Annotated in this window: 27 protein-coding genes and 1 tRNA gene; 14 read left to right on the top strand and 14 right to left on the bottom strand. The window is 68.6% G+C overall.

All coding sequences use genetic code 11. From position 1 onward, the window contains the following. Positions 1-586: 586 nt before the first annotated feature. The 6 genes from WAB15_RS20040 to WAB15_RS20015 all read right to left on the bottom strand — a co-directional run bounded on the left by WAB15_RS20040 (position 587) and on the right by WAB15_RS20015 (position 4,228). On the bottom strand, positions 587-1,828 hold the full coding sequence (locus WAB15_RS20040; protein WP_407287068.1) for a PP2C family protein-serine/threonine phosphatase: 1,242 nt from the start codon (positions 1,826-1,828) through the stop codon (positions 587-589). A 399-nt stretch (positions 1,829-2,227) separates the two neighbouring features. Then, positions 2,228-2,650 (bottom strand): YjbQ family protein, encoded by a 423-nt coding sequence (locus tag WAB15_RS20035; RefSeq protein WP_399146046.1) that lies wholly within the window; start codon positions 2,648-2,650, stop codon positions 2,228-2,230. A 68-nt stretch (positions 2,651-2,718) separates the two neighbouring features. Then, the gene (locus WAB15_RS20030) at positions 2,719-2,991 is read right to left on the bottom strand and encodes a hypothetical protein (RefSeq protein WP_399146047.1); all 273 of its coding nucleotides are present in this window, start codon (positions 2,989-2,991) and stop codon (positions 2,719-2,721) included. Between the two features lie 91 nt (positions 2,992-3,082). Further along, positions 3,083-3,343 carry a hypothetical protein gene (locus WAB15_RS20025; protein ID WP_399146102.1) on the bottom strand — a complete coding sequence of 87 codons (261 nt, stop codon included), beginning with the start codon at positions 3,341-3,343 and terminating at the stop codon, positions 3,083-3,085. Between the two features lie 95 nt (positions 3,344-3,438). Continuing rightward, on the bottom strand, positions 3,439-3,663 hold the full coding sequence (locus tag WAB15_RS20020; RefSeq protein WP_399146048.1) for a hypothetical protein: 225 nt from the start codon (positions 3,661-3,663) through the stop codon (positions 3,439-3,441). 4 nt (positions 3,664-3,667) lie between these two features. After that, the gene (locus tag WAB15_RS20015) at positions 3,668-4,228 is read right to left on the bottom strand and encodes a DUF5994 family protein (protein WP_407287067.1); all 561 of its coding nucleotides are present in this window, start codon (positions 4,226-4,228) and stop codon (positions 3,668-3,670) included. A 278-nt stretch (positions 4,229-4,506) separates the two neighbouring features. Between WAB15_RS20015 and WAB15_RS20010 the strand changes: the two genes are divergently transcribed. From WAB15_RS20010 to WAB15_RS19985, 6 genes are all read left to right on the top strand, one after another. Further along, positions 4,507-5,031, top strand: a complete 525-nt coding sequence (locus WAB15_RS20010) for a DUF5994 family protein (protein ID WP_399146050.1) — start codon at positions 4,507-4,509, stop codon at positions 5,029-5,031. Between the two features lie 693 nt (positions 5,032-5,724). Continuing rightward, on the top strand, positions 5,725-5,928 hold the full coding sequence (locus WAB15_RS20005) for a cold-shock protein (RefSeq protein ID WP_069775160.1): 204 nt from the start codon (positions 5,725-5,727) through the stop codon (positions 5,926-5,928). A 344-nt stretch (positions 5,929-6,272) separates the two neighbouring features. Beyond that, positions 6,273-7,787: a DEAD/DEAH box helicase gene (locus WAB15_RS20000; RefSeq protein ID WP_407287066.1), complete on the top strand. Its 1,515-nt coding sequence runs from the start codon at positions 6,273-6,275 to the stop codon at positions 7,785-7,787. A 61-nt stretch (positions 7,788-7,848) separates the two neighbouring features. Further along, the gene (locus WAB15_RS19995; RefSeq protein WP_407287065.1) at positions 7,849-8,238 is read left to right on the top strand and encodes a CBS domain-containing protein; all 390 of its coding nucleotides are present in this window, start codon (positions 7,849-7,851) and stop codon (positions 8,236-8,238) included. A 60-nt stretch (positions 8,239-8,298) separates the two neighbouring features. Further along, positions 8,299-8,607, top strand: coding sequence for an SCO5918 family protein (locus WAB15_RS19990; protein WP_399146053.1), 309 nt, complete (start codon positions 8,299-8,301; stop codon positions 8,605-8,607). A gap of 260 nt (positions 8,608-8,867) precedes the next feature. After that, complete coding sequence (locus tag WAB15_RS19985; protein WP_407287064.1) at positions 8,868-9,521, top strand: hemolysin III family protein; 654 nt, start codon at positions 8,868-8,870, stop codon at positions 9,519-9,521. Positions 9,522-9,811: 290 nt separating this feature from the next. Here WAB15_RS19985 and WAB15_RS19980 read toward each other — a convergent pair whose 3' ends face one another. Continuing rightward, positions 9,812-10,150, bottom strand: a complete 339-nt coding sequence (locus WAB15_RS19980) for a MerR family transcriptional regulator (protein WP_399146055.1) — start codon at positions 10,148-10,150, stop codon at positions 9,812-9,814. A gap of 660 nt (positions 10,151-10,810) precedes the next feature. On the opposite strand from WAB15_RS19980, the gene WAB15_RS19975 reads away from it, so the two are divergent. Beyond that, on the top strand, positions 10,811-11,215 hold the full coding sequence (locus WAB15_RS19975) for an ATP-binding protein (protein ID WP_407287063.1): 405 nt from the start codon (positions 10,811-10,813) through the stop codon (positions 11,213-11,215). A 359-nt stretch (positions 11,216-11,574) separates the two neighbouring features. Here WAB15_RS19975 and WAB15_RS19970 read toward each other — a convergent pair. Next, positions 11,575-11,648: transfer RNA gene (locus tag WAB15_RS19970), tRNA-Gly, on the bottom strand. A 683-nt stretch (positions 11,649-12,331) separates the two neighbouring features. On the opposite strand from WAB15_RS19970, the gene dcd reads away from it, so the two are divergent. Beyond that, entirely contained in the window at positions 12,332-12,907 is a 576-nt protein-coding gene (gene dcd / locus WAB15_RS19965) for a dCTP deaminase (protein WP_407287062.1), read from the top strand. A gap of 70 nt (positions 12,908-12,977) precedes the next feature. After that, complete coding sequence (locus WAB15_RS19960) at positions 12,978-13,475, top strand: phosphoribosyltransferase (RefSeq protein ID WP_393485403.1); 498 nt, start codon at positions 12,978-12,980, stop codon at positions 13,473-13,475. A 542-nt stretch (positions 13,476-14,017) separates the two neighbouring features. On the opposite strand, the gene WAB15_RS19955 is transcribed toward WAB15_RS19960, so the two are convergent. Next, complete coding sequence (locus WAB15_RS19955; protein WP_407287061.1) at positions 14,018-14,821, bottom strand: hypothetical protein; 804 nt, start codon at positions 14,819-14,821, stop codon at positions 14,018-14,020. A gap of 168 nt (positions 14,822-14,989) precedes the next feature. Further along, positions 14,990-15,544 (bottom strand): hypothetical protein, encoded by a 555-nt coding sequence (locus tag WAB15_RS19950; RefSeq protein ID WP_407287060.1) that lies wholly within the window; start codon positions 15,542-15,544, stop codon positions 14,990-14,992. 396 nt (positions 15,545-15,940) lie between these two features. On the opposite strand from WAB15_RS19950, the gene WAB15_RS19945 reads away from it, so the two are divergent. Continuing rightward, positions 15,941-17,422: a ricin-type beta-trefoil lectin domain protein gene (locus WAB15_RS19945; protein ID WP_407287059.1), complete on the top strand. Its 1,482-nt coding sequence runs from the start codon at positions 15,941-15,943 to the stop codon at positions 17,420-17,422. A gap of 96 nt (positions 17,423-17,518) precedes the next feature. Here the strand turns inward: WAB15_RS19945 and WAB15_RS19940 are convergent, their stop codons facing one another. Beyond that, positions 17,519-18,448, bottom strand: coding sequence for a YIP1 family protein (locus tag WAB15_RS19940; protein WP_407289256.1), 930 nt, complete (start codon positions 18,446-18,448; stop codon positions 17,519-17,521). Positions 18,449-18,692: 244 nt separating this feature from the next. Continuing rightward, complete coding sequence (locus WAB15_RS19935; RefSeq protein ID WP_407287058.1) at positions 18,693-20,960, bottom strand: (Fe-S)-binding protein; 2,268 nt, start codon at positions 20,958-20,960, stop codon at positions 18,693-18,695. A gap of 299 nt (positions 20,961-21,259) precedes the next feature. Here WAB15_RS19935 and dnaK point away from each other — a divergent pair, with 299 nt between their 5' ends. The 4 genes from dnaK to WAB15_RS19915 are packed head-to-tail and all read left to right on the top strand — an operon-like array spanning position 21,260 to position 25,441. Beyond that, entirely contained in the window at positions 21,260-23,119 is a 1,860-nt protein-coding gene (dnaK, locus tag WAB15_RS19930) for a molecular chaperone DnaK (RefSeq protein WP_399146061.1), read from the top strand. Next, entirely contained in the window at positions 23,116-23,769 is a 654-nt protein-coding gene (gene grpE / locus WAB15_RS19925; RefSeq protein WP_399146062.1) for a nucleotide exchange factor GrpE, read from the top strand. Before dnaK ends, grpE begins: the two co-directional genes overlap by 4 nt. A 45-nt stretch (positions 23,770-23,814) precedes the next feature. Then, the gene (gene dnaJ, locus WAB15_RS19920; RefSeq protein WP_399146063.1) at positions 23,815-24,987 is read left to right on the top strand and encodes a molecular chaperone DnaJ; all 1,173 of its coding nucleotides are present in this window, start codon (positions 23,815-23,817) and stop codon (positions 24,985-24,987) included. 1 nt (position 24,988) lies between these two features. Beyond that, on the top strand, positions 24,989-25,441 hold the full coding sequence (locus WAB15_RS19915) for a heat shock protein transcriptional repressor HspR (protein WP_384424016.1): 453 nt from the start codon (positions 24,989-24,991) through the stop codon (positions 25,439-25,441). A gap of 103 nt (positions 25,442-25,544) precedes the next feature. On the opposite strand, the gene WAB15_RS19910 is transcribed toward WAB15_RS19915, so the two are convergent. Next, positions 25,545-25,949: a hypothetical protein gene (locus WAB15_RS19910; protein ID WP_399146064.1), complete on the bottom strand. Its 405-nt coding sequence runs from the start codon at positions 25,947-25,949 to the stop codon at positions 25,545-25,547. Positions 25,950-26,357: 408 nt separating this feature from the next. Then, complete coding sequence (locus tag WAB15_RS19905) at positions 26,358-26,762, bottom strand: pyridoxamine 5'-phosphate oxidase family protein (RefSeq protein ID WP_407287057.1); 405 nt, start codon at positions 26,760-26,762, stop codon at positions 26,358-26,360. Between the last annotated feature and the right edge of the window lie 11 nt (positions 26,763-26,773).

The raw sequence follows: 26,773 nt of genomic DNA, 5'->3' as shown, positions 1-26,773 counted from the left end.
GCTGACCGAGCACGCGCCGGCCGGAGTCCACGGGCCGAATTCAGAAGCGCTCGTTCAACGCCGGCGGATGCGCACGCGGCATTCTGCTCGCGGTCGGCTCCAACATCTTCGCCATCGCCAAGGTCTACAAGGTGGCGTGTTCGCAGTGACCGGGCGAAGTCGGCATCGCTGCCGCAAGCAGTGGCTTGGCCTGCGGGGCTGGGCGGCGTGACGTACGCAGTGACAGTGGATTCGCAGATCCCTGGCGGCGCTCAGGAGTTGGGCGAGCTGCATCGGGTCGGTGCTGGGGCCCTCTTGGAGCAGGGCTTCGACTCGGTGGAGTCGATCGATGGCGACGGCGGTTGAGCCTTTGAACCCACGACCTCTTCGTCCCGAATGAGTTCGGAGCCGATACGGGGACGCAGCCCGTACGGGACCTTGGCCGTGCCGTCGTGTTCGCTCCACAGCCGTGTTCCCGAACGCATGAGTGCCCAACCGATCTTCTCGTAAGGCCTGAGCTCGCCGACAGGGCTCGTAAGCCGGCTTTGTGTGGCAAGGCAGCGTCCTGCGCGCTGTCGGCTCCGTCAACGATGATGCGAGTACCGGCTCAGTCCAGGACGGTGAGGTGGTCGGCGGCGCCCCCGCGCCACTCGATCAGGAAGAGGGTCGCGTCGTCACTGGTGCTCCCGCCCCGTTCCTCCTTCAGCCTGTGGGAGAGCGATCGCACCACTGCCCGCACTCCCTTCTCTGTGTGCTCGATGCGGTTGACCCAGTGGACGAGTTGTTCCTCGCCGAACTGTTCCTCGCCGGCTTTGTGCTCCTCGATCAGGCCGTCGGTGAAGCACAGCACACGGTCGCCGCGTTGCAGTCTCTGCTCGCTGACCTGGGGCTTTTCGCCTCCGAAGCCGACCGGCAAGGTGGTCGGGCTCTCCAGCTGCCGGAGGACCTGGTGGTTGCGGATCAGCAGCGGTGCGGGGTGGCCCGCGTTGACCCACTGCATGCGGCCCGTTGCGATGTTCAGGCGCATCATCTGCGCGGTGACGAAGTGTTCGGGCCCGAACTGCTCGGCGATGGCCTGATCCATGAACGCGTAGATCTCGGACAGGTCGATGCCGGCACGTCTGGAGTGCCGGTAGGCGCCGATGGCGACGGTGGCCATGGTGGCAGCGTTCAAGCCATGGCCCATCGCATCAACCACGGCCACGTGCAGGATGTCGTCGTTGAGTGCGTAGTCGAAGCTGTCGCCGGCGACGCTGTAGGCGGGCTCCAGGATTCCGGCCACCGCGACCTGCGGTACGGACATTGCCAGCGGCGGTAGCAGAGACCACTGGATCTCCGCAGCCACGCTCATGGGTGCGCGGCGCCGGGTGAGGAAGAACTGGTCGGTGTAGCTGTGCTTGGTGACCAGTATGTCGGCGATCAGGCCGGCGAGTCTGCGCAGCAGGCGCCGGTCGTGGTCATCGACGGTCTCCAGGGTGAGGGCCAGCACTCCCACCTGGTCACTGCCGTCCAGCAACGGTAGATACATCCGGACGCCGTCAGCCTGCGGTACCTCGATGGAGGTCGCGTTCAGGAAGGCCGTGCCGGCTTGGGAGTCACCGATCGGCTCGGGCTCGCCGACGGCCAGACGCCTACCCGGCAGCGGCACCAGTAGCAGCTGTGCATAGTCCTGCAGGAGGATCGAGATGTCCCGGCCACCGACCCTGGCGACCTCTTCCGCGATCAGCGGGGCGATCAGCTGCGGCGGCATCTCGTGTGCCCGGTCCAGCAGCACCCCCAGCAGCCGCTCGCCGAACCCCTCCGACCGGTCCACCGAGTCCTTGCCAGGCTGCCGATCACTCTCCGCCATAGCCTTGCCCTTTCGCCTCACCCGCCTGATTTCGCCTTCATCTGCCGAGCCGGCGGTCTCCAATGGGTGGGTCACAGGGCAGCCTGGTGCCGGGCTTCGGTGCATGTGCTCGGCCGGCATACGCGCCAGGATCCGCTCGTTCCCTGCCGTCGCGCCGACAGTGCGCAAGGCCCCGATGTCTACGCACCGGGGCCGACCCATTCATCATGTTATGCCTGTGCCGCTTATCCGGCATAAGGCGCTTTTTGGGCAATTCGATCCTTGATCGGAAAGGGCGGAGCTGAGCGAGGCCATGGTCACGTTCTTCGAGACGTTCGATCCGGGCAGAGGAGACTTTGGGGTGGTCGGCCGGAGAATCGCCTCGTCAAGGGGGCGAAGGCCAGGTGCAGGGTCGTGTGGTCAGCTGAGGAAAGACAGCCGGACTTGGCGTTCCGGGTTGTCCCGGTCGGTGTTCACCAGTACGACGGACTGTGACGCCCCCAGCTCCAGCTCACCGTCGACTACGGGCAATGTGGCGTGCGGTGGGACCAGAGCCGGGAGCATGTGGGCGCTGCCGTGGCCTGGACCGCCGTGGCGGTCTTGCCAGCGGTCGTCCGCCGGAAGAATGTCGCGGAGAGCCGCCAACAGGTCGTCGTCGCTGCCCGCGCCGGTCTCGATGACGGCCAGGCCGGACGTCGCGTGGGGGGTGAAGATGTTCAGCAGTCCGTTTCGCCCGTGAGCGGCCTCCCGGAGGAACGCGGAGCATGCGTTCGTGAGGTCGTGCAGGGTCTCGGTGGAGCCGGTTGTGATGTTGATCGTGCGGGTGGTGAAGGTGCCAGCCATGGTTCACCGGTACCCGTCGCGGAGCCTGAGCCCTGACGGCCGGATGGGTGAACAGCATTCGCTTCGCGTCAGCCCCGCTTCTCCTCTTCGGCTTCCATGAGCCGGATTCCCTGGTGCGTCAGTGTGACCATAATGGGTGTGTTTCCTTGTTCCCAGTCGACGGTGACGAGCCCTTCGCCCACCAGATATGCGCAGGCGGCGGCCAGGTCCTGCTCGGGGACCTGAAGATCGTCGCGTAGCTTTGCCCCGGTGACGCCAAGGAAGCGATTGCCTTCCGTGGTCTCGTACAGGGCCTTCATGATCACCTCGCGGTAGTGCTTCCGCTCGTGCAGTGTTGCCATGATCACTGTCCACTCTTGCCGGCGCCGACTCGGAGCCTGTGGGGCAGGCGAGGCAGTACGCCCGCCCCGCCGCCCGTCGCCGGCTCCGGCTTCAGATTTCATCCGCCTGTGTGCGGGCGTCCCCGGAGGATCGACTGGTCACCAGCCAGGGCCGCGCCGGCTCTGGCGTGTGAGCGGTGTCGACAGTGAGGTGGAGGCGGGTTCCGCCTGAGTCGTCGACGGGGTAGCTGCGCTGTTCGGTGGCGGCGAAGCGACGACGGAGAACGTCTGCGACCTGCCGGGCGGCTTCGGGTGACGCGGCGACGATGCGCACGTCAGCGCGCCCGGCTGTGGGGAGTTCCGGTGGCTTCATGGTGACCTCGCTCATTTGGGACGGCAGGATGACGTGTCGATGGGTGTGATGCCGTCGCGTCACACCCACCGCCCCCGATCAGGGAAAGGTCGGTGTCATCTGCGGCCCCCGGCGCGGTGCTCGTGGTGGGTGGCTACGGGCGGTTCAGTGGGCTCGGTCGGCTGTCGGTTCGGGCGGCTCCGCCGTCCGGATCCTCGCAGGGCTTCGCTGTAGGGGAAGGCCGCGATCCGCTCGTCGTGCTGCGCGTTGAGCAGATGGATCATCCTCATGCCCGCGACGATCATGAGGATGATCACGGCTACGGTGATGACCGTCTCCATGTCCTTACATCCCTCCGGCGGAGGTCAGGAGCTCGGCTGGGTTCCCTGTCGCCGAGGCAGCCCCGCCGTCGGTCTCCCACTCTTCTTCCTGCCACAGCGCCTCCTGCGCGTCATGGGCGGTGTCCTCGCTCGTCATCAGCGCGCTGGCGGTGCAGAGGCCGCCGGGGGTGGCCGCGGCGGACATCAGCCGGGCGGCGGCAGCAGCGTCGGTCTCCGGCGGGATCACCAGCAGGTCCCAGCGGCCCGCGGTGTAGGAGAGGAGGATCAGCTTGTTCGCGTCCTGCTCTTCGGCGAACCAGCCCACATGCACCGTGTGCCCGCTCACCGGCACCTTTCGCGGCACCACTGGCCAGTGAGTCGGGTTCACCGTGACATGAGTGATCCGGCCCCAGCGCGCGTCCAGCACGTCGGTCAGAGCGGGGAGTTCGCGGAAGAGATCGCGAGAGCGGGGCCACCAGGCGCCGTCCAGGAGCCCCGGAGGTGATCCTGCCGGAGTGAAGCAGAGGCGGGCCGGTGACGAAAGTACGCGCTCGCTGATGATCGTACGGTCGATGGTCGCGGCCATGGCGCGGACCTGTCCCCGGGGCTCGTCTTCGACGTCCCGGTATTGTTGCTCGCCGAGAACGACACCGGCGTGGCAGCCGGTGTGCGAAGTACTCCCGGTCTCTTCACTCTACTCCGGCCAGCGGTCCGAAGGTGCGCGTGACCAGGAACTTTCCTGGGCAACGCGGGTCCGGCTCCGCCACCGCGCGGCGCACCCGCGCCTCGGCGCGCGGAGTACGGTGAAGTGACGAGGTCACCTCGCCGGGCGGACGCACCGCCCGGGAAGACGGGTGAACACACATGGCTGACTCCGAAGCTCCCCGCGTCCCGCAGCTTCTGCCGGACGCGGTCCACCAGGCGGTCAGGCCCGGGACGGCCCTCTTGAGGCTGGTGACCACGCACGCCCGCGAGCAGGTTCTCGACGGCGCGTGGTGGCCGCGTTCACGCGACATCGGCGCCGAGCTCCCCGGTCTGATCACGGCGCTGACCGAGCACCTTGGCCCCGTCCTGCGCGTCGGCCTGGACGCCGGTGCCTGGGAAGAACTGCCGACGCGTCTGGTCATCGACGACCGGGTCGTGCACATCGAATCCTTCCCGATCGGTGACGACACCGTCCTCATCACCCGAGGCGACCAGGACTACTTCTCCCTGCTGGTGGTTCCGCCGCACGCGACACCTGAAGCGGCCCGCGCCGCGATGGCCAGGGCCGTCGAGGCCGGCAACGTCACCCAGGCCGAGCAGATCCTCATCGACACCGGCACCCGTCGCGCACACCCGGTTCTGGCGGAAGAGCCTCGGACGGGCCGCGAACGCGGCGAGCGGTGAGGAAGCCGTCGATGCTTCGACGCTCCTTAGACGACGGGGGATACAGGCTGCCTCGAAGGTGCGGCTCCGACAGGCCCCCTACGGATCGGCCGATTCGTACTGGCCAGATGGCGTTCGCGACTGCATCGGAACCGAGTCCACGGCAAGGAATGACGCAGACCACAGAAAGTCGCTCTCGTTCGTCGGGGTTTCGTCCTCCCGGGTGTGACCATGAGTGCTCTGACCTCGCGCCCGCTGGACTGCTGATTCGGCGGACCGGTACAGGCCGTGCCGCGCCGCGATCCGCCCCCGACGGTTGTGCGGTGTGGTGTGGTTCGGCCAGGCACGGCTGGTGCTCGGCCCGTACCTGCGGAGCCTGGGCGGTGGCCGAGGGGGTCGACGCATTTCCGGTCGAATAGGGGCGAGCGCCGATACTGAATATCTCATGCCGCAACTGCAGAAATGGCCACCGGTGCGGTAAGGGTTTTTTGCCCTCTCGAAACCGTCGGGGTCATGTGCCGCGCATGGCCGCCAGTACCGTGCTACCGTCGATCTCAGTTGCAGTTGTGGTTCCCAAGACTTCAAGCGTGCTCGCTGTCGTACAGGGCGGAGCGCTTTCGTATTTCCGGTGTTTATTTCCGGACGGGCAATCAACGCAGCGACACGGAGGCCGCATGGTGTGGGCTCCGGGCACTGCCCCGAAGGAGATATGACATGGCTACTGGCACCGTGAAGTGGTTCAACGCGGAAAAGGGCTTCGGCTTCATCGAGCAGGATGGTGGCGGCGCCGACGTCTTCGCCCACTACTCGAACATTGCTGCCCAGGGCTTCCGCGAGCTGCAGGAGGGCCAGAAGGTGAACTTCGACGTCACGCAGGGCCAGAAGGGCCCGCAGGCCGAGAACATCGTTCCCGCCTGACGCTGACGCGTACACCGTAGCTGGGGCCCGCACCTTGGGTGCGGGCCCCAGCTCGTTGCTTTTCGGTGTTTCCCGTGTGCCCCGCAACGGCCGCACAAGCGGCGTGGGGGCAACGAGTTCGATTTCCCGACCGCTATCCCGCGACGGGCAATCCGCCCGGATCCGTGATCCGGCAACTGCTTCGCTCTTCTTTGCGGCGTTGCCGGTCCCGCTTCGGCGTGCAGGGGCGACATATTCCGCCCCGCTTCGTTTCATCTCATTTCATCGGTTCGTTCTGGCGATTCTTGTGTGCGGCTTATTGTCACCTTGAATTCCTCGACGTATCGCATCGAGGAAGGTTCTCCATGAACCGCACAGCTCGCACGAATGACCGCTACTCCCGCTCTGCCGGCTCGTCCGGCTCAGGCCGCGGCGGCTACCGCTCCGGTGGGCCGAACCGCTCGGGCACGAGCCGTTCCGGAGGCCCTGGACGGCGTCCCGCGACTCTGCAGGGAGAGTTCGCCCTGCCCGTCACCCACACTCCCGCCCTGCCCCCGGCCGAGACTTTCGCCGCGCTGGACATGCCGCCGGCACTGCTGGCGGCCCTCGGCGCGGAAGGCGTGTCCGCCCCGTTCCCCATCCAGGCAGCCACGCTGCCCAACGCCCTCGCGGGACGCGACGTCCTGGGACGCGGGCGCACCGGATCGGGCAAGACACTCGCCTTCGGCCTGCCGCTGCTCGCACGGACGGCCGGGCGGCGCGCGGAGCCGAAGCAGCCCCTCGCCCTCATCCTGGCGCCTACCCGGGAGCTGGCCCAGCAGGTAACCGAGGCACTCGCGCCGTACGCCGAAGCGCTCCGGCTGAGGATGGCCACGGTCGTCGGCGGCATGTCGATCGGCCGGCAGGTCGCTGCGCTGCGCGACGGGGCCGAGGTCGTCGTCGCCACGCCCGGCCGCCTGCACGACCTCATCGAGCGCAGGGCCTGCCACCTGGGACGCGTACGGATCACCGTCCTCGACGAGGCCGATCAGATGTGCGACATGGGCTTCCTGCCGCAAGTCACCGAGGTGCTCGACCAGGTGCACCACGACGGCCAGCGGATGCTGTTCTCGGCCACCCTGGACCGCGACGTCGACCAGCTGGTCCGCCGCTACCTCCACGACCCGGTCGTCCACTCCGTCGACCCGTCCGCGGCCGCGGTCACGACGATGGACCACCACGTGCTGGTCGTCCACGGCCCCGACCGGTACGCCGTCACCACGGAGATCGCCGCCCGCGACGGCCGCGTACTGCTGTTCCTGGACACCAAGCACGCGGTCGACCAGCTCACCCGGCATCTGCGAGCCAGCGGAGTACACGCCGCGGCCCTGCACAGCGGCAAGTCCCAACCGCAGCGCACCCGCACCCTCGCACAGTTCAAGAACGGCCAGATCACCGCCCTGGTGGCCACCAACGTCGCGGCCCGCGGTCTGCACGTCGACGACCTCGAACTCGTGGTCAACGTCGACCCGCCCACCGACCCCAAGGACTATCTGCACCGCGCGGGCCGCACCGCCCGGGCCGGCGAGTCCGGCCGCGTCGTCACGCTGGTGCTGCCGGGCCAGCGCCGCGAGACGAGCCGACTGATAGCCGGAGCCGGCATCGAGCCGACGATCACCAAGGTGCGCTCGGGCGAGGCGGAGCTGAGCCGGATCACCGGGGCCAAGGCCCCCTCCGGCACCCCGGTCACCATCGCCGCACCAGTCGTCGAACGCGCCAAGCGCAGCGGCTCCTCCACGCGCGGCCGCCGCAGCCGCCCCGCCCAGGCCCGCCGTGCCGCCGGATCATCCCGAACCGCGACCCCGACGGCGCGGCAGACCTCCTCGGCCCCGGCCGCCTAGGCCGGTCCCGGACGATCACGCTCAGCTCGTCGGATCACCATCGTCACGGAGGCTTTCGTTGATGCTTCAGAGCTCCCCCCAGGCGGACCGCTCCGGCAAGTCAGCCGGCGACGTCATGACGTCGCCGGGACCACAGGTCGGCGACGACATGATCGTCGACCTGGCGCTGTCCGTCCTCATCGGGGCCCGTGCCGACCACCTCCTCGTCCGTGACGAGGACGGGCGATGTACGGGCCTGATCACCCGTTCCCAGATGGCAGCCCACCACCAAGGGGCCTGGTACACCGAGGAGACCCGGTTGCGGGACATCGTCTACGACCGGGGGCCCTTCACTTCGCCCGTGATGTCTGTACACGACGCCGAACGCGCCATGCGCCAACGCGCGCTGCGGGCCTCACCCGTGATCGGTGAGGACGGGCACGCCCTGGGCGTAGTCGTCCTCCCCCGTTGATACCTCTCCGCCCGGGCCGGTGATCCGTTTCCGGCTTCTCTTCGACCTTGTAGAGGCACTATGCGCGTCGTCATCGCCAGCTTCCCCTTCAACCTGCTCAAGACCGAGGTGCAGGATGCGATGAAGGGCATCAAACCCGAACCCGTCACGGGTGAGTCCGTGCTCATCGGCCGCCGCCTTTACCCCGTCAAACAGGTCGGGGAGATCATCACCCGGCAGGACCGTCGTGACTTCTCCGCCGGCGAAGTGACCCGAGCTCTGAGCCGCCTCGGCTTCGTGTGCCGCCCGGCTGCCGCGCTCGTGCCACCGACCGGTCTCACACCACTGGAGACGGCGTCGGCCTTGCTGGGGCACCCGGCCCGAGCCTGACCGGACCGCTGTGGCAATGCAGGCCCGAAGGTCCGAGGCTGACCTCCCCACACGGTGTTGCGGGGTGACTCCTGCCGTGGCTGCCTGGTTGTCAGCGAGGCCCGACAGTCCGAAGGAGGACGGAAGCTGTGTCCCGCGACGCCGCCGAATCCGGAAGTGTGCCCCTCGCCCCGGTGAGGGGAGAACGTGCTCCAGCCGGCCAACCCCGCGGAGCGCACCGTGACAGTGCCGGGGAGGGCTCTCACCCGGCTGCCGCTCTGGTGGAGCGGGCGGCCGGCCTGGTGGAGCCGATCAAGCCGAAGCTTCGTGGCTGGCTCCACGCCGCAACGGTCCCCGCCGCGCTGATCGCAGGCGTCGTCCTCATCAGCCTGGCCCGGACCCCGCAGGCCGCCCTGGCCTGCACCGTGTACTCCCTCACCGCGTTGCTGCTGTTCGGGACGAGCGCCATCTACCACCGCGGCACCTGGGGGCCGCTCGGCGAGGCCGTTCTGCGTCGTCTCGACCACGCCAATATCTTCCTCATCATCGCCGGCACCTGCACCCCCCTGGCCGTGCTCCTCCTCCCTACGGACCAGCGGTCCGTCCTGCTGTGGATCGTGTGGACGGGGGCGCTGGTCGGCATCGCCTTCCGCGTCCTGTGGGTCGCAGCTCCCCGATGGCTGTACACCCCCTGCTACCTGGCCCTGGGCTGGGCACCGGTGCGCTACCTGCCCGACTTCCTGCACACCGGCGGAGCGGCCGTACTCACCCTGATCGTGACCGGCGGTCTCCTCTACAGCGTGGGCGCGGTGGTCTACGCCCTCCAGCGCCCCGACCCCTCACCTCGCTGGTTCGGCTTCCACGAGGTCTTCCACGCCCTGACGGTGGCAGGCTTCACTGCGCACTACATCGCCATCTCCCTCGCCGCCTGCTGACCACAGCCGTGTCCTGGCGCGTGGGCCTCGTCCGTCGCACGTCCCGATGGCCCGCCCGGCTCCCGGTGAATCAGAGGCGCGGAGCCTCGGACGCTGCCGCGAGATCAGGGCATACCTCGACCGTGGCGCTCAACCCGGTTGGCGTCAGGCTGACGGCGAAGAGCTCCGGCGACGATATCGACGGAGCTCGTCTGCGTGGTTGCTGTGGGTCGGCTGTGACTCCGGCCTGTCCGACGGTGACTGAACGTCCCCGGGGCGCGGGCGGCCGTGCGCGGGCGCGGAAGCGGAGTTCAGGCGTCGGTCTCGCGGCGGGGCCCGGAGGGTGAAGCGCGCAGTTCTTCGTTGATGCGCTGAGCTTCGTCGAGCTGGTCTTCGAGGATGATGATGCGGCAGGCGGCTTCGACGGGGGTTCCCTGGTCGACGAGTTCGCGGGCGCGTGCGGCGATACGCAGCTGGTAGCGGGAGTAGCGGCGGTGGCCGCCCTCGGAACGCAACGGCGTGATCAGCTTGGCCTCACCGAGGGCCCGCAGGAAGGCGGGGGTGGTGTCGAGCATTTCGGCGGCTCGACCCATGGTGTAGGCGGGGTAGTCCTCGTCGTTGAGACGGTCGTGAGAGATTTCTGCGGTCATTTGCACCTCTGATGGGGGAATGCATCGTGGGGCCCTGGTGCCGAACACGCACCAGGGCCCCGAGGGATTGAACACCATCTGCCGGCTTACTGTGGTGCCGGCTTTCTGTTTCCGCACCGTCGCCCGGGAGAGGGCGGGAAGTGCGGGGATCGCGGATGTGTGACCGGGGACCACCTTCCATTCCGGGGCCTGCGGTACCCGAGCGGACTCACTTCCTCGCCCGGGCGATCCTGATGGCGTCTGCCTCCTTCTCATCCTTCTGCCGGCCTGCTTGCTACTGCGGATCCTGCGATTCCGCTCGCGGCCCCGGGGGCCGCCCGGCCCGGCAGTCAGTCGCGGGGCCCACCTGCATACCTTTCGGCCCCGCGACTCCACTGCCGTGCCTCTTCTGGCACTGCACGCGCGGCAGTTCGACCTCTGCCGCGCCTTTCGATCTCTTGGCTACGACGAAAAGCCTAAACCCCGAGAGGCCGCATGTCTACCGCCGCCATGACAGATTTTCTGTCAAGGTGATGGCCGAGCTTCTGTCATCCGCGCCTGATGGAAACGGCACCAGGAAGCGCGTTGTCCGGGGTGTGGGAACCGAAGGGGCGGGCACACTGCCTGCCACGGCAAAAAGGGCGCAACAGATCACAGGCGGGGTGTACGCGCATGAACGGTATGAAGATCACCAGCGCCCCTCATCCCGTGCCGACCGTGGTGCGGGGCGAAAGCCTGGACAGCATCCACCGGGCCCGCGAGGCGACCCGCGCATTCACTGACAGCCTCACTCCAGCACCGGATCCCGAGCGCGCGGACACCTTCCTCCTGGTGGTCTCCGAACTCGCCACCAACGCATTGCGCCACGGCGGTGGCCGGTACACCCTCCAACTCTTTGCCGGCCCGGACACGCTGACCGCCGCGGTCAGCGACCTCAGCTCAGCGGCCCCCCGCGAACGCGCACCTGATCTCAACGGTGGCGGCGGTGGCTTCGGCTGGCACATGGTCCGCCACCTCGCCAGCCACCTGGCCATCACCCCCGCCCCCGGAACCGGCAAAACCATCCATGCCCAACTCCCCCGGTAGCGGGGCCTGTCGACGAGCTGTGCATCGGGAGTCGTCCGTCGAACGGCAGATTGCCACGGTCGGCCAGGTCGACGAGTTGGCCAATGCCCTCGGGCCTCGCTGGCGTCCGATGGTCTTCCTCGGCGCGTACGGTCCTATGCGGCTGGAGGAACAGGCCGAGTTGCGCCGTAAGGGTGTGGGCCTTGAGGCGACGACCAGGCTCTTGAGCGGCAGCAGGAAGTCGCGAGCGGGCTGGACGACCTCGTGCGTGCTGCTCGCAGCGAGGCCCGCCAGAAGCCTTCTGGTGCGGATCTGGTGCGCGACGCCTGAACTGGTCCAGACAACAACAAGGCCCAGGTCGCTGACCTGGGCCTCAACTATGGAGCGGGTGACGGGAATCGAACCCGCGCTCTGAGCTTGGGAAGCTCATGTTCTACCATTAAACTACACCCGCGTAATCCCGCCTCGGATCGAGTGCGGAACATCGTCGCACACTCTACCTCATCGCCACCGGGCGGTGCATTTGGCATGCCCGGGTGGGGGCTGTTGGCATGTCCGGTGGGGGCTGCGAGGGGCCTGGTGAAGGTGGGGGCGGAGTGCGGCCCGTGGGTGGGATGCGGGTGCGGGGAGCGGGAGTTGAGGCGTACGGTTGGGCGTCGGAGTGCCGCGTGTAGTAGCACCCAGTTCATCCCCTAATGTGGCTTTTGTTGTCCACGCAGTTGGGAGAGGGACTTGATGGAGCGCACCGTCGTACGTTGTGCCGAGGGCCACGTGTTCAGCACCGCTTCGTTCCCCATGCAGACCACCGACCGGCTTGGTCCCGGACGGCTGTTGCGCTGCCCGCGCTGTGCTCGGCTGCGGCATTCGGTGCCCGTGGAGCACACCAAGCGGTAGAGAACGAGAAGACGTAGCGGTAGGGAGCGGCAGTAGGGGGGCCGCGGTGGTGACGAGGTAGCGGCGGAGGGCCGGCGGAGTCGCAAGAGGCGCCGGCAGAGCGGCGAGAAGAGTCGGCAGAGGTCGAGGGAGATCGACAAGGGTCCGGAAGGATCCGGAGATGGATGGGTGGGCCCGGTTCCCTGGTGGGGGCCGGGCCCTCGTCGTGCGGTGGGGGTGGTGCGGGCGCGTATCCTCGTGTGCGTGCTTCTCTCAGACAAGGACATCCGGGCCGAGATCGACGCTGGTCGGGTGCGCATCGACCCCTATGACGAGTCGATGGTGCAGCCGTCCAGTATCGACGTGCGCCTCGACCGGTACTTCCGGGTGTTCGAGAATCACCGCTATCCGCACATCGACCCCGCCGTCGAGCAGGCCGATCTGACCCGTGAGGTCGTTCCGGAGGGGGACGAGGCGTTCATCCTGCATCCGGGCGAGTTCGTGCTGGCCTCGACGTACGAGGTCATCTCGCTGCCGGACGACCTTGCTTCCCGGCTGGAGGGGAAGAGCTCGCTGGGGCGGCTGGGGCTGCTGACGCACTCGACCGCCGGGTTCATCGACCCGGGCTTCAGCGGGCATGTGACGCTTGAGCTGAGCAATGTCGCCACACTGCCGATCAAGCTGTGGCCGGGCATGAAGATCGGCCAGCTGTGCATGTTCCGGCTGACCTCGCCGGCCGAGCACCCGTACGGCAGCGAGCGCTACGGCTCGCGATACCAGGGACAGCGCGGTCCGACGGCGTCCCGCTCGTTCCGGAATTTCCACCGTACGCAGGTGTGAGGCAGGCGCAGGCGCACAGCGGGCGCCGGAGCGCGTGGGCACGGGGACACAGAAGGTCTGAGAGAGATACGTGAGTGACGTGCGGGAGAACCTGACGTACGAGCGCTTCGGCGGCGCGATCCGTGAGCTGGCGCAGATGGTCGCCGACGACGGGTACGAGCCCGATGTCGTGCTGTCGATCGCCCGGGGCGGGGTCTTCGTCGCCGGCGGCCTGGCGTACGCGCTGGACTGCAAGAACATCCACTTGGTGAACGTGGAGTTCTACACCGGGGTGGGGACCACCCTGGAGATGCCGGTCATGCTGGCGCCGGTGCCGAACGCGATCGACTTCTCGGACAAGAAGGTGCTGATCGCCGACGACGTCGCCGACACCGGCAAGACGCTGAAGCTGGTCCACGACTTCTGCGTGGGGACCGTGGCCGAGGTCCGCAGCGCGGTGATATACGAGAAGTCGCACTCGCTGGTGAAGTGCGAGTACGTGTGGAAGCGCACCGATGACTGGATCAACTTCCCGTGGAGCGTCGAGCCCCCGGTCGTGCGCCGTGAGGGGCAGATTCTCGACGCGTGAGGGCGGGTCCGCGGGGCCTGTGCGGAGCGATCTTCCGGCGCCGGCAACGCACTCCAGAGGCTCCGGTGATTTCTCACCAGAGCCTCTGGATCACTGTGCGTTCGGTGGGATGTGAACCTGCAATCTTCTGATCCGTAGCTTCGGGCTCACTCCCACGTCCGACTTCCCCGGCCTCAGGGTCGGGTCGTTCCGGGGAGTGGTTGTCGGCCGGGAACGCTCAAGCGGACCCTGCGGACGCCGGACAACCGGAACCAGTACTGGGTGTTCTCGGGCGGTCGGTTTGCGCAGGTGGAGATCGCTGATGGGGGTCATGCGGACAAGGTGGTGGTGGAGCCGCATCCGTTGAGCGACTGGAAGGACAGCTTTCCGCGATCGGAAGAGCGGGCACGCTAGGTGCTCGTCCTCGGGGCGCCGGTAGTCCTCCCCAGCACGCACGCCCTCGGTTCCTCGTCGGAATCGGGGCGTGCGTCACAGGTGACGGGCTGCGGTCCAGGCGGGTGATCTGGATCCCCACCCCGGTCCTGCCACCCCGCGGGTGACTGTCATGCGGGGTGCGGTTGCCGCATCTCGTTCCGAATCGTGAACGTGGCGTGGGTCAGTTCGTTGGTGTCCATCACGTCGGACTTGATGCCCATCCCCTGCTGCTGCACGATCCCGACGGCGCTGGTGTCACCCCACACGCAGCGGGTCACCGTCACGTCGTTGTCGAGGCCGTGCTCGGGCTGCATCATGATCGACTCGCACATCATGGTGGTCCCGTCGAACGTGTCGCCCTTCCACGCGGTCTTCTTGGTCCCTTCGATGATCTCGATCTTGACCCCGAGCGCCTTCGCCTTCTTCTTGTCGTCCTTGTGCATGCGCGTCAGGACCGCGTCCACCGAGGTGGTCGGGTTGGTGACCTGTCCCTGGATGCCGATGACGGTCATCGTCGGCCGCGTCTTGGGGTCGCCGACCGGGGGCGCGTAGGAGGCCGCCCAGGGGAACGCCTTCTTGATCCCCAGCTTCTTGATCTCGGTCGCGGACGTCAGGCAGTCGGAGTGGGGACAGACGTTGCTGATGTCCTTGTCCTTGTAGTAGTCGCCGCGGAGGATCTTGTTCGGAAGGGCGATGGTGTAGGGCACCATCTCGCTGTCCCGGTTCTGGAACCACACCACGCCACCGACCACGAGGGCGAGCACGAGCGCGGCCGCCACGGAGACGACGGCGATCAGTGCGCCCTTGCCTTTCCGCTGCGGGGGCGGGGCGACCGGTGGGCCGCCCCAGTTGTTCGGTCCGCCCGGTCCGCCGGGTGGCGGACCGCCAGGGGCGGGGTAACCGGACGGTGGCGGTGGGTGGTAGTTGCTCACTCGCGGGTCTCCTAACGGAAGATCAATAACCTGATCCTGTCATGTCAATCACTGGGGGAGACGGCGTCCGAGGAAGGGTCGGACGTGCCGGTTGTCGCGCAGGGGAATGCCTGTGGGGCGCGGCGGATCCGCAGCGACCCAGGGGGATTTCGTGGCGTACGCGGACGGTCAGAACAGCCAGGCCAGGTAGGCCGAGACGGCTATGCCGGCGACGGAGGCGAGGGCAAGTCGCTTGGCGAACCAGGCGGTTCGGGTGCCGCGTACGGCTGCGAAGACGTCCTGGCTCGGCGTGCCCCTGCGCGGCAGGACGCCGCTCACCGCTACGGGGAGCGCCGCCGAGCCGATCAGTAGGCCCAGGAAGGCGAAGGCGATGAGGGTCCAGGCCGCGCCCATGCCGGCGACGACGTAGCCGGCGCTGCCCTTGCGGACCTCGATCGTGTCGCCGGGGGCGGCCTCCCGGGTGTTCACGCGGGCGTGCGGGTCGCCGGGCAGATCGTCGCCGTCGTCGGCCGCGGTCGGGCGGAAGGTGCCGTAGCAGTGGCGTGTGCCTCCGCTTCGGCTGTGGCAGTCGCTGACGGTCAGCTTGCCGCCGGTGCCCGAGAGGCCGGTTGCGGCGGCGGCCTGGGAGAGGGATACGCCGCAGATGGCGAGGGCTACCAGTAGGCCGAGGATGCCGGCGGTGCGGCCTGCGAGGGTGGGCCACACGTCACTGGTTGTTGGCATGGACAGACCCTATGGCAGAGGCCGCGGATGATCGTGGTGGGGGCGGTGAGGATGGTGGGGGCGGCCCGTGGGGTGCGTGGGGTGCGTGGGGCCGGCGGGGCCGGTCGTGCGCTGTGGCGGCGGATCCCCGACTCGGGAGGGGCGAGGGGGGGGAGTCCTCGGGGTGCTGATTGTGCGTCGCGGTAAGGGAGTTGGCCGTTGGTCGGCTCCCTTTCGCATGTGCGTGGGTGGCAGGTTTCGGCCAATCGCGTTCCCGGTGTTCCGGAGTTGCTTACCTGCGAGTAAATACCGGCGGTAACAGCGGGCGCAGAGGGAACGGCTGACCCGCGGAACCGGAGGGGAGGCCCTGTGGTGCATGCGAGACGCAGGCGGCGGGTGAGGGCTGGGCTCGCGGTCGTGACCGCGGCCTTGGCGGTGGCGTTCACCGGGGTGGCGGGCGGGGCGAGCGCCGCCGAGCCCGGGGCGGCCGGTGCCACACCGCTGCCGCCCGACCTGGAGGCGGTCCGTGCGCAGCAGGCCGTCAAGCTCTACGGCGATCCGGCCGAGCGGCCCGTAGGGGAGCGGAAGACCTCGTTGATCTCGCTGGGGGACAGCGAGATCTCGGGCGAGGGCGTCGGGACGTACGAGCCGGGGACCGACGGGCCCGACAACTGGTGCCACCGGTCGCCGGACTCGGCGATCCACCGGACCGGGATCGCGGCGGATGTGACGTACAACGTCGCCTGCTCGGGCGCGTACAGCGGCAACATCGTGATCGGCGGGAGCAAGCAGTACGCCGACGAGCTGGTGCAGAGCGACAGCCTCGCGATCGCGGCCCGCAACACCCGGCTGAAGATGGTGCTGCTGGTGGCCGGGGCCAACGACGATCTGCAGTTCGGGCCGGTGATGACGGACTGCGTGGAGCGCTGGTTCCTGCTCCAGGGGACTTGCGAGCCGAAGTACCAGCCGGGCTGGCAGGCGCGGGTGGACGGGCTGGTGCCGAAGGTCGAGCGGACGGTCGGCGATCTGCGGACCGTGATGCGCGACGCCGGGTACGCGGACGGCGACTACCGGCTCGTGGTGATGTCGTATCCGAGCCCGATCGGACCGGACGTGGAGGACAACCCCCACTACCCGGGGAAGCTGCCGGGCGGCTGCACCGGTTACACCTCGGACGCGGCCTGGGGCCGCAACGCCGCGGTGCCGGCCTTCGAGCGGGGCGTGCGCAAGGCCGCGCGGGACTCCGGGGCGACCTACCTCGACGCCTCGCGGCTGTTCCACGGGCACGAGGTGTGCATGGAGGAGACCTGGGCCCGCGGGCTGTATGTGAACCTCTCCAACCCCTTCCCGCCGAACGCGAATTCGGTGCGGCAGTCCTTCCACCCGAACGCGCGCGGGCACGGCGCGTTCGCCTCGTGTCTGACCCAGCTGTACGCGGCGTCGGGGCTGCGCGAGGCGTCCTGCGCGGATGTGGCAAGCACCGGGCGGCCGAAGCTGTACGCGGGGGCCTGGGACGACGCGTACCGGCCGCTGAAGAACGCCGGTACGGGCAGCTGTGTGGACGCGACGGGCGGCTCCAGCCGCAACGGCACGGCGGTCGGCGGCTGGGACTGCAACGGGCAGCGGCATCAGGACTGGTGGTACGACGGCGAGCAGGGTTCGGTGCATGTGGGGCTGACCCAGGACCGGTGCCTGGACGTGCCGGGCGCGCGCTATGAGGCCGGCGCCGGGCTGGTGCTGTGGAACTGCTCGGGCGCGGCGAACCAGCGGTTCCAGCGGGCGGACGGCGGGTCGATCCGGCCGGCCGCGGCGCCGTCGCTGTGCCTGACGCTGGGCGGGGCGAAGGAGCCGCTCAGGCTGCGGGCCTGCGACGGATCGGCGGGGCAGCGGTTCGCCTGAGGCCGGCGGCGCGGGGAACCCGTCCGCGGTACGTCGAAGGGGCCCGTCCCGGAGTCGAGTGCTCCGGGACGGGCCCCTGACGTGGCCGGGTCGGGCCTACAGCGTGCCGAGCTTGACCAGGGCCAGCAGCGCCACCAGCTGGATCGCGGAGGCGCCCAGCGCCTTGGGCCACGGCAGGTCGTGCGACTTGCCGACCATGGACGTCAGCAGATAGCCGGTCGCGAGCCAGGTCAGCCAGCCCAGGACCTGGACCAGGGTGGAGTCGCCGCCGAGGAACATGGCGAACAGCAGGCGGGGGGCGTCCGGGATCGTCATGATCAGCATGGACAGGCCGACGGTCGGCTGCCAGGCGCCGTCGCCGCCGAGCTGGCGGGCCATGGTGTGGGTGACCGCGCCCAGGATCAGACTGCCGATGATGAACATGGCGGCCGTGATCAGCACCCAGGGGATGCTGTTGGAGAGGGTGGCGTTGAGCACATCCTCGCGGGCCTTGTCGAAGCCGAAGATCGCGAGCAGGCCGTAGACGAAGGCGACGATCAGCGCCGGGGTCCAGACCGAGTGGTCGCGCATCTGCCAGAACGTGGCGTCGGGGCGCAGCACGATGCCGGGCAGCAGCTGCTTCCAGTGCAGCCGGGGGCCGGCCGGCGGCGCGGAGGCCTGGCCGGCGCGGTAGGTGCCGCCGGCCGCGTACGCGCCGTCGTCGTACTGGTCGGGCTGGGCGCCGTAGGCGTCCGGGGCCTCACCGATGCTGAACTGCCGGGTGGCACCCGGGTTGTTGTCCTGGGCGTACGGCGCGTAGGACTGCTGCTGGGGCTCGTAGCCGCCGTCGCCGAAGTACTCCGGCTCGCCGTACTGCCCCTGCGGCTGCGGCCGCCCCTGCGGGCCGCCGCCGTACTGCTGCGGCGCCTGCTGCCACTGCCCATGCGGTGGTGGGGGCTGCTGCCCGTACGGTCCCTGCTGTCCGTACGGGGCCTGCTGCCCCTGCTGTCCGTTCTGCGCGGAGCGGGCATCCCGTCCGCGACCCATCCTGAATCCAGCCACGCCTTCGAAAGTACCTGGTCCGCGCGGAACACGTGGACGAGCCGGGGTATCGGGCCGGGGTTTGCTGCGGAGCTGTGACATCCCCTAGGGGGACCCCGGAGGGGTGCGGCGCCGGGTACGGAGTCCGGCGGCCGCCGAGGCCGGTGCGGCGGGCTTCCCGGATACGCCGACGGCCGGCCCCCCGTACCTCTGGGGGACCGGCCGTCGGTCAACGCTCCTACGGGCGCCCTTACTTCACCGGCTCGGGCTCCGGAGCCGTCTCCGACTCCTCGTCACCCGCCGGATCGATGGGGCTCTTGACGGAGTCCAGCAGCAGCTGGGCGACGTCGACGACCTGGATCGACTCCTTCGCCTTGCCGTCGTTCTTCTTGCCGTTGACGGAGTCCGTCAGCATCACGAGGCAGAAGGGGCAGGCCGTCGAGACGATGTCGGGGTTGAGCGAGAGGGCCTCGTCGACACGCTCGTTGTTGATGCGCTTGCCGATCCGCTCCTCCATCCACATGCGGGCACCACCGGCGCCGCAGCAGAAGCCGCGCTCCTTGTGGCGGTGCATCTCCTCGTTCCGCAGGCCCGGCACCTTGGCGATGATCTCGCGCGGCGGGGTGTAGACCTTGTTGTGGCGGCCCAGGTAGCAGGGGTCGTGGTAGGTGATGAGCCCCTCGACCGGGGTGACGGGGATGAGCTTGCCCTCGTCGATGAGGTGCTGCAGCAGCTGCGTGTGGTGGATCACCTCGAACTCGCCGCCCAGCTGGGGGTACTCGTTCGCGATGGTGTTGAAGCAGTGCGGGCAGGTCGCGACGATCTTCTTCTTGGCCTTCGGCTTCTTCGTCGACTCGTCCTCCGAGTCCTCGCCGAAGGCCGTGTTCAGCATCTCGACGTTCTGCTGACCGAGCTGCTGGAAGAGGAACTCGTTGCCCAGGCGGCGGGCCGAGTCACCGGTGCACGCCTCGTCGCCGCCCATGATCGCGAACTTCACGCCCGCGATGTGCAGCAGTTCGGCGAACGCCTTGGTGGTCTTCTTCGCCCGGTCCTCCAGGGCGCCCGCGCAGCCGACCCAGTACAGGTAGTCGACCTCGGTGAGGTCCTCGATGTCCTTGCCGACGACCGGGACCTCGAATTCGACCTCCTTGGTCCAGGCGAGGCGCTGCTTCTTGGCCAGGCCCCAGGGGTTGCCCTTCTTCTCCAGGTTCTTGAGCATCGTGCCCGCCTCGGACGGGAACGAGGACTCGATCATGACCTGGTAGCGGCGCATGTCGACGATGTGGTCGACGTGCTCGATGTCGACCGGGCACTGCTCGACGCAGGCGCCGCAGGTCGTGCAGGACCACAGCACGTCCGGGTCGATGACGCCGTTCTCCTCCAGCGTCCCGATCAGCGGGCGCTCGGCCTCGGCCAGCGCCGACGCGGGCACGTCCTTGAGCTGCTCCTCGGTGGCCTGCTCCGTGCCCTCCATGTCCTTGCCGCCGCCGGCGAGGAGGTAGGGGGCCTTGGCGTGCGCGTGGTCGCGCAGCGACATGATCAGCAGCTTCGGCGAGAGCGGCTTGCCGGTGTTCCAGGCGGGGCACTGCGACTGGCAGCGGCCGCACTCGGTGCAGGTGGAGAAGTCGAGGATGCCCTTCCAGGAGAAGTGCTCGATCTGCGAGACGCCGAACTGGTCGTCCTCGCCCGGGTCCTCGAAGTCGATCGGCTTGCCCTGGCTGGTCATCGGCTGCAGCGCGCCCAGCGCCACGTCGCCGGAGGCCTCGCGCTTGAACCAGATGTTGGGGAAGGCCAGGAAGCGGTGCCAGGCGACACCCATGTCGGTCTTCAGGGCGACCGTGATCATCCAGATGAAGGAGGTCGCGATCTTCAGGCCGGCGAAGAAGTAGGTGAGGTTCTGGAGCGTGGAGACGTCCATCCCCTCCAGCCACGAGACCACCGGGTACGAGACGAAGAACGAGGCCTCGTAGCCGTCCACGTGGTGCTGGGCGCCTTCGAGCGCGTGCAGCATGAAGATGCAGACGCCGACGATGAGGATCACGGCCTCGACGAAGTACGCCTGGCCGATGTTGGAGCCCGCGAAGCGGGACTTGCGGCCCGGCTTGTTCGGCCTGTTCAGCTGCCGGATGACGATCAGGGTCAGGATGCCCAGCGCCGTCATCGTGCCGAGGAACTCGACGAAGACGTTGTACGGCGTCCAGTCGCCGATGATCGGCAGGAGCCAGTCGGCCTTGAAGAGCTGCCCGATGGCGTTGACGATCGTCAGCAGGAGCGAGAAGAAGCCCACCGCCACGAACCAGTGCGCCACACCGACGATGCCCCAGCGGTTCATCCGGGTGTGGCCGAGGAACTCCTTGACCACTGTGACGGTGCGCTGCGTGGGATCGTCGGTGCGGGTGCCGGCGGGCACGGGCTGGCCTAGCCGCATGAAGCGGTAGATCTGCAGGATGGCGCGGCCGAACAGCGCGACGCCGACCGCGATTAGGACCAGCGACACGATGATCGCGGCGAGTTGCATGACGGGCTCCTCGAACCTGCGAGAGCGGAAGACTGAGAAAGCTGAGCGGTAACTACTAAGCGGTAACTTTTTAGTTCTGCGGCTGAGGTTACCCATTCTCCCGGGCGCCATGAAGCCGCCCGGCCGGTGATCTGTGTCGCGAAGGCAACCCTGTGCGGCGGTCCGACGTCTTCGCCGACGGCCGGGTGACGATAAGGGCGACATAAAAGTTGAGCGGCTCAGACTCAGGTCTGTTGACAGGTTTTCCTCGGTGTTGCACTCTTGAGCCTGTTCCACTCAAGTCAGCTGGAGGAATTGAAATGGCACGTGCGGTCGGCATCGACCTGGGTACGACGAACTCCGTCGTCAGTGTTCTCGAGGGCGGTGAGCCCACCGTCATCACCAACGCCGAGGGCGCCAGGACCACGCCGTCCGTCGTCGCCTTCGCCAAGAACGGCGAGGTGCTGGTCGGCGAGGTCGCGAAGCGCCAGGCGGTCACCAACGTCGACAGGACCATCCGGTCGGTCAAGCGCCACATGGGCACCGACTGGAAGATCAACATCGATGGCAAGGACTTCAACCCGCAGCAGATGAGCGCCTTCATCCTGCAGAAGCTCAAGCGGGATGCCGAGGCGTACCTGGGCGAGAAGGTTGTCGACGCGGTCATCACCGTTCCGGCCTACTTCAACGACTCCGAGCGCCAGGCCACCAAGGAGGCCGGTGAGATCGCGGGCCTCAACGTCCTGCGCATCGTCAACGAGCCCACCGCGGCCGCCCTGGCATACGGCCTGGAGAAGGACGACCAGACCATTCTCGTCTTCGACCTCGGTGGCGGCACCTTCGACGTCTCGCTGCTGGAGATCGGCGACGGCGTCGTCGAGGTGAAGGCCACCAACGGTGACAACCACCTCGGTGGTGACGACTGGGACCAGCGCGTCGTCGACTACCTGGTCAAGCAGTTCGCCAACGGCCACGGCGTCGACCTGGCCAAGGACAAGATGGCGCTGCAGCGTCTGCGCGAGGCCGCCGAGAAGGCGAAGATCGAGCTGTCGTCCTCGACCGAGACGACGATCAACCTTCCCTACATCACCGCCTCCGCCGAGGGCCCGCTGCACCTGGACGAGAAGCTCACCCGCTCGCAGTTCCAGCAGCTGACCGCGGACCTGCTCGACCGCTGCAAGACCCCGTTCCACAACGTCATCAAGGACGCCGGCATCCAGCTGTCCGAGATCGATCACGTGGTCCTGGTCGGTGGCTCGACCCGTATGCCGGCCGTCGCCGAGCTCGTCAAGGAGCTGACCGGCGGCAAGGACGCCAACAAGGGCGTCAACCCCGACGAGGTCGTCGCCATCGGCGCCACCCTCCAGGCCGGTGTCCTCAAGGGCGAGGTCAAGGACGTCCTGCTGCTGGACGTCACCCCGCTGTCCCTCGGTATCGAGACCAAGGGCGGCATCATGACCAAGCTCATCGAGCGGAACACGACGATCCCGACCAAGCGCTCGGAGATCTTCACCACCGCCGAGGACAACCAGCCCTCCGTGCAGATCCAGGTCTACCAGGGCGAGCGCGAGATCGCGGCGTACAACAAGAAGCTCGGGATGTTCGAGCTGACCGGTCTGCCGCCGGCCCCGCGCGGCGTCCCGCAGATCGAGGTCTCCTTCGACATCGACGCCAACGGCATCATGCACGTGACCGCGAAGGACCTGGGCACGGGCAAGGAGCAGAAGATGACCGTCACCGGCGGCTCCTCGCTGCCGAAGGACGAGGTCGACCGGATGCGCCAGGAGGCCGAGCAGTACGCGGACGAGGACCACCGTCGCCGCGAGGCCGCCGAGACCCGCAACCAGGGCGAGCAGCTGGTCTACCAGACCGAGAAGTTCCTCAAGGACAACGAGGACAAGGTCCCCGGTGAGGTCAAGACCGAGGTCGAGACCGCCGTCGCCGAGCTGAAGGAGAAGCTCAAGGGCGAGGACACCGCGGAGATCCGCACCGCCACCGAGAAGGTCGCGGCCGTCTCCCAGAAGCTCGGTCAGGCCATGTACGCCGACGCCCAGGCCGCCCAGGGCGCGGCCGGTGCCGAGGGCGCCGCTCCGGGGGCCGAGCAGGCCAAGGCCGAGGACGACGTCGTGGACGCCGAGATCGTCGACGACGAGAAGCCCAAGAAGGACGGTGCCGCGTGACGGAGGAGACCCCGGGTTTCGACGAGAAGCCTGACGTCCCCTCTGACGCCGCTTCCGAAGACGCGGCGCAGGAGGCCGAGTCCGCCGACAAGGCGGGCTCGGCCCCGGCCGGGGACGTACAGGACGTAGCGCTCCAGGCGCAGCTGGACCAGGTGCGTACGGCGCTCAACGAGCGCACCGCGGACCTCCAGCGGCTCCAGGCGGAGTACCAGAACTACCGCCGTCGGGTGGAGCGGGACCGGGTCACGGTCAAGGAGATCGCCGCGGCGAACCTCCTGTCCGAGCTCCTTCCCGTGCTCGACGACGTCGGCCGTGCCCGCGAGCACGGTGAACTGGTCGGCGGCTTCAAGTCGGTGGCCGAATCGCTGGAGACCGTGGTCGCCAAGCTCGGTCTGCAGCAGTTCGGCAAGGAGGGCGAGCCCTTCGACCCGACGATCCACGAGGCGCTGATGCACTCGTACGCGCCGGATGTCACCGAGACGACGTGCGTTGCGATCCTGCAGCCCGGGTATCGCATCGGTGAGCGAACGATCCGCCCCGCGCGGGTCGCCGTCGCCGAGCCGCAGCCGGGCGCGCAGAGCGCCAAGTCCGGATCCGAGGACGAGGCCAAGGCCTCGGACGAGGAGAGCGGTGGCCCGGACGAGGGCTGACGTGAGGACCGACGAGAAAACCGCAGGAAAGGAGGGACGTCGGGGATGAGCACCAAGGACTTCGTCGAGAAGGACTACTACAAGGTCCTCGGCGTCCCCAAGGACGCCACCGAAGCGGAGATCAAGAAGGCGTACCGCAAGCTGGCCCGGGAGAACCACCCGGACGCCAACAAGGGCGACGCCAAGGCCGAGGAGCGCTTCAAGGAGATCTCCGAGGCCAACGACGTCCTGGGCGACGCCAAGCGCCGCAAGGAGTACGACGACGCCCGGGCGCTGTTCGGCAACGGCGGCTTCCGCCCCGGTCCCGGCGGGGGCGGCGGCAGCTTCAACTTCGACCTGGGCGACCTCTTCGGGGGCTCGGGCGGAGCCGGCAGCGCCGGGGGCTTCGGTGGCGGGCTCGGGGACGTCTTCGGCGGCCTGTTCAACCGCGGCGGCGCGGGTACGCGTACCCAGCCGCGGCGCGGCCAGGACATCGAGTCCGAGGTGACGCTCAGCTTCACCGAGGCGGTCGACGGGGCCACGGTTCCGCTGCGGATGTCCAGCCAGGCGCCCTGCAAGGCGTGTTCGGGCACCGGCGACAGAAACGGTACGCCCAGGGTCTGCCCGACCTGTGTCGGCACCGGCCAGGTCAGCCGGGGCGCGGGCGGCGGCTTCTCGCTGACCGACCCGTGCGCCGACTGCAAGGGCCGGGGCCTGATCGCCCAGGACGCCTGCGAGGTCTGCAAGGGCAGCGGACGCGCGACGAGCGCCCGCACGATGCAGGTCCGCATCCCCGCGGGCGTGTCCGACGGGCAGCGCATCCGGCTGCGCGGCAAGGGCGCCCCGGGCGAGCAGGGCGGCCCGGCCGGCGATCTGTACGTCGTCGTGCACGTCGGCGGCCATCCGGTCTTCGGCCGCAAGGGCGACAACCTCACCGTCACGGTGCCGGTCACCTTCCCGGAGGCCGCGCTCGGCGGCGAGGTGAAGGTGCCGACGCTGGGCGGCCCGCCGGTCACGCTGAAGCTGCCGGCCGGCACTCCCAACGGACGCACGATGCGAGCCCGTGGCAAGGGCGCGGCCCGTAAGGACGGCACCCGGGGTGATCTGCTGGTCACCATAGAGGTGCTGGTCCCCGAGGACCTCGGCGACAAGGCGAAGGAAGCGCTGGAGTCCTATCGCGAGGCGACCGCGGGCCACGACCCGCGGGCGGAGCTGTTCCAGGCCGCGAAGGGAGACTGAGATGGACAGCCGGGGCGGGCAGCGTCGTAACCCGTATGAACTGACCGATGAGTCGCCGGTGTACGTCATCTCCGTCGCGGCTCAGCTCTCCGGCCTGCATCCGCAGACCCTGCGCCAGTACGACCGGCTGGGGCTGGTCTCGCCCGACCGCACGGCCGGGCGGGGCCGCCGCTATTCGGCCCGGGACATCGAACTGCTCCGTACGGTGCAGCAGTTGTCCCAGGACGAGGGCATCAACCTCGCCGGTATCAAGCGCATCATCGAGCTGGAGAACCAGGTCGCGGCCCTGCAGCAGCGGGTCGCCGAACTGCAGGGCGCCCTGGAGGGCGCGGCCAGCGCGATGCGGCAGCGGGAGGCGGCGGTGCACGCCTCCTACCGGCGCGATCTGGTGCCCTATCAGGACGTCCAGCAGACCAGTGCGCTGGTGGTGTGGCGGCCCAAGCGGTCCGAGTAGCGGACGGCCGGGGCGCGCCCCGCACCTACGTGGCGAAAAGGGCCGGGTGATCCCGGCCCTTTTTGTCATCCGCGTGAGTGTGCCCGCCGGCGCGCCGAGCCGGTCAGCAGCCGTTGTACCCGGCCGTCGGCATCGACAGCCGCCGGTGCACCTGCGACTTCATCGCCAACGTGTAGACCGGCTCGTCGAAGTCGGCGGTCTCCAGCCGTACGCCGGCTGCCGCGCACCGTGCGGAGAACTCGTCGGCGCCGTCGATGGCGTACTCCAGGGCCCGGCGGTTGGGCGTGACGAACACGTCGACCAGGCCCTCTTCGACGTCCCGCCACAGCGCGCGGTGGTCGGCGCGCAGCTGGTGCAGGCTGAGCTGGCAGGTCAGGTGGTAGTCACGGGCCGCCGCCCACTGCTTGCACATGTCGTGCTGGCTGCGGTCGTCGACCAGGAACGGATCCTCGTCCAGCTCGGACAGCGGCATCAGGCAGGCGATCGCCGTGACTCGGACCGAGTTCATCGTGCCCTCCGGGGCGTGGCGACTGTGGGGGCGACGATACCCCCGAGGGCGGCTCGTGGTGGAGGGGCTGTGCCGGGCGGCGAGGCGTAACCGCAGGCGTGGCAGATCTTCCAGCCGTCCTGGTTGACGGCGAGTTGGCCACCGCAGCGCGGGCAGAGCTCGGCGTGCGGGCGTGGTGGGGCGGGGCGCGGTGGGCGCGGAACGGTCGTGACGATGCTCAATGCCGACGCCATACGGCCTCCAGCTGCCGTCTCATGCACGGGACAGGTCCGATCCCGCCCGTTCATTGCGCGGAGCTGTTCGGTTTCCTGTCGTACCTGGGTACCAGTCGGGCGGTTGTTGCCTGCTGTGGAGGGTGTGTTTTCGGCCAGGTCCGGACCGGGGTGTGCGCCGTGCGGGTACGGGCTCTCAGGCCCGCCCCATCGCCCTGGTCACCGCGATCTCGATCATGACTCGATCGGGGTTCGGCGTCGGCGTCCGCCCGTACCGTTCGGCGTACCTGCCGACCGCGTCGGCCACCGTCTCCGCGTCCGTACGCACCCGCGCGATGCCCTCCAGGGTCGCCCAGCGCCCCTTGTCGACCTGGCACACGGCGACCGTCGCGCCGTCCGCCCCGGCGGCGAGAACGTTCTTGACCTTGGTGCTGTCCTTGCGGGTGATGATCCGCGCGATCTGCTGCCCGGCGTCGTAGGTGACGCCCACGGGGACGACGTGCGGCGTCCCGTCCGCACGCAGCGTGGTGAGCGTCGGCATCAGGTACTCGCCCCAGAAGGCGAGGTACTCGGGGGTGAGGGCGGAGAGGTCGTGAGGCATGGGGGCAAGGG

Origin of the sequence: Streptomyces sirii (genome assembly GCF_045690365.1) — a bacterium.
Classification (GTDB): Bacteria; Actinomycetota; Actinomycetes; order Streptomycetales; family Streptomycetaceae; genus Streptomyces; species Streptomyces sirii.
This window is presented reverse-complemented; position numbering and strand designations above follow the sequence as displayed.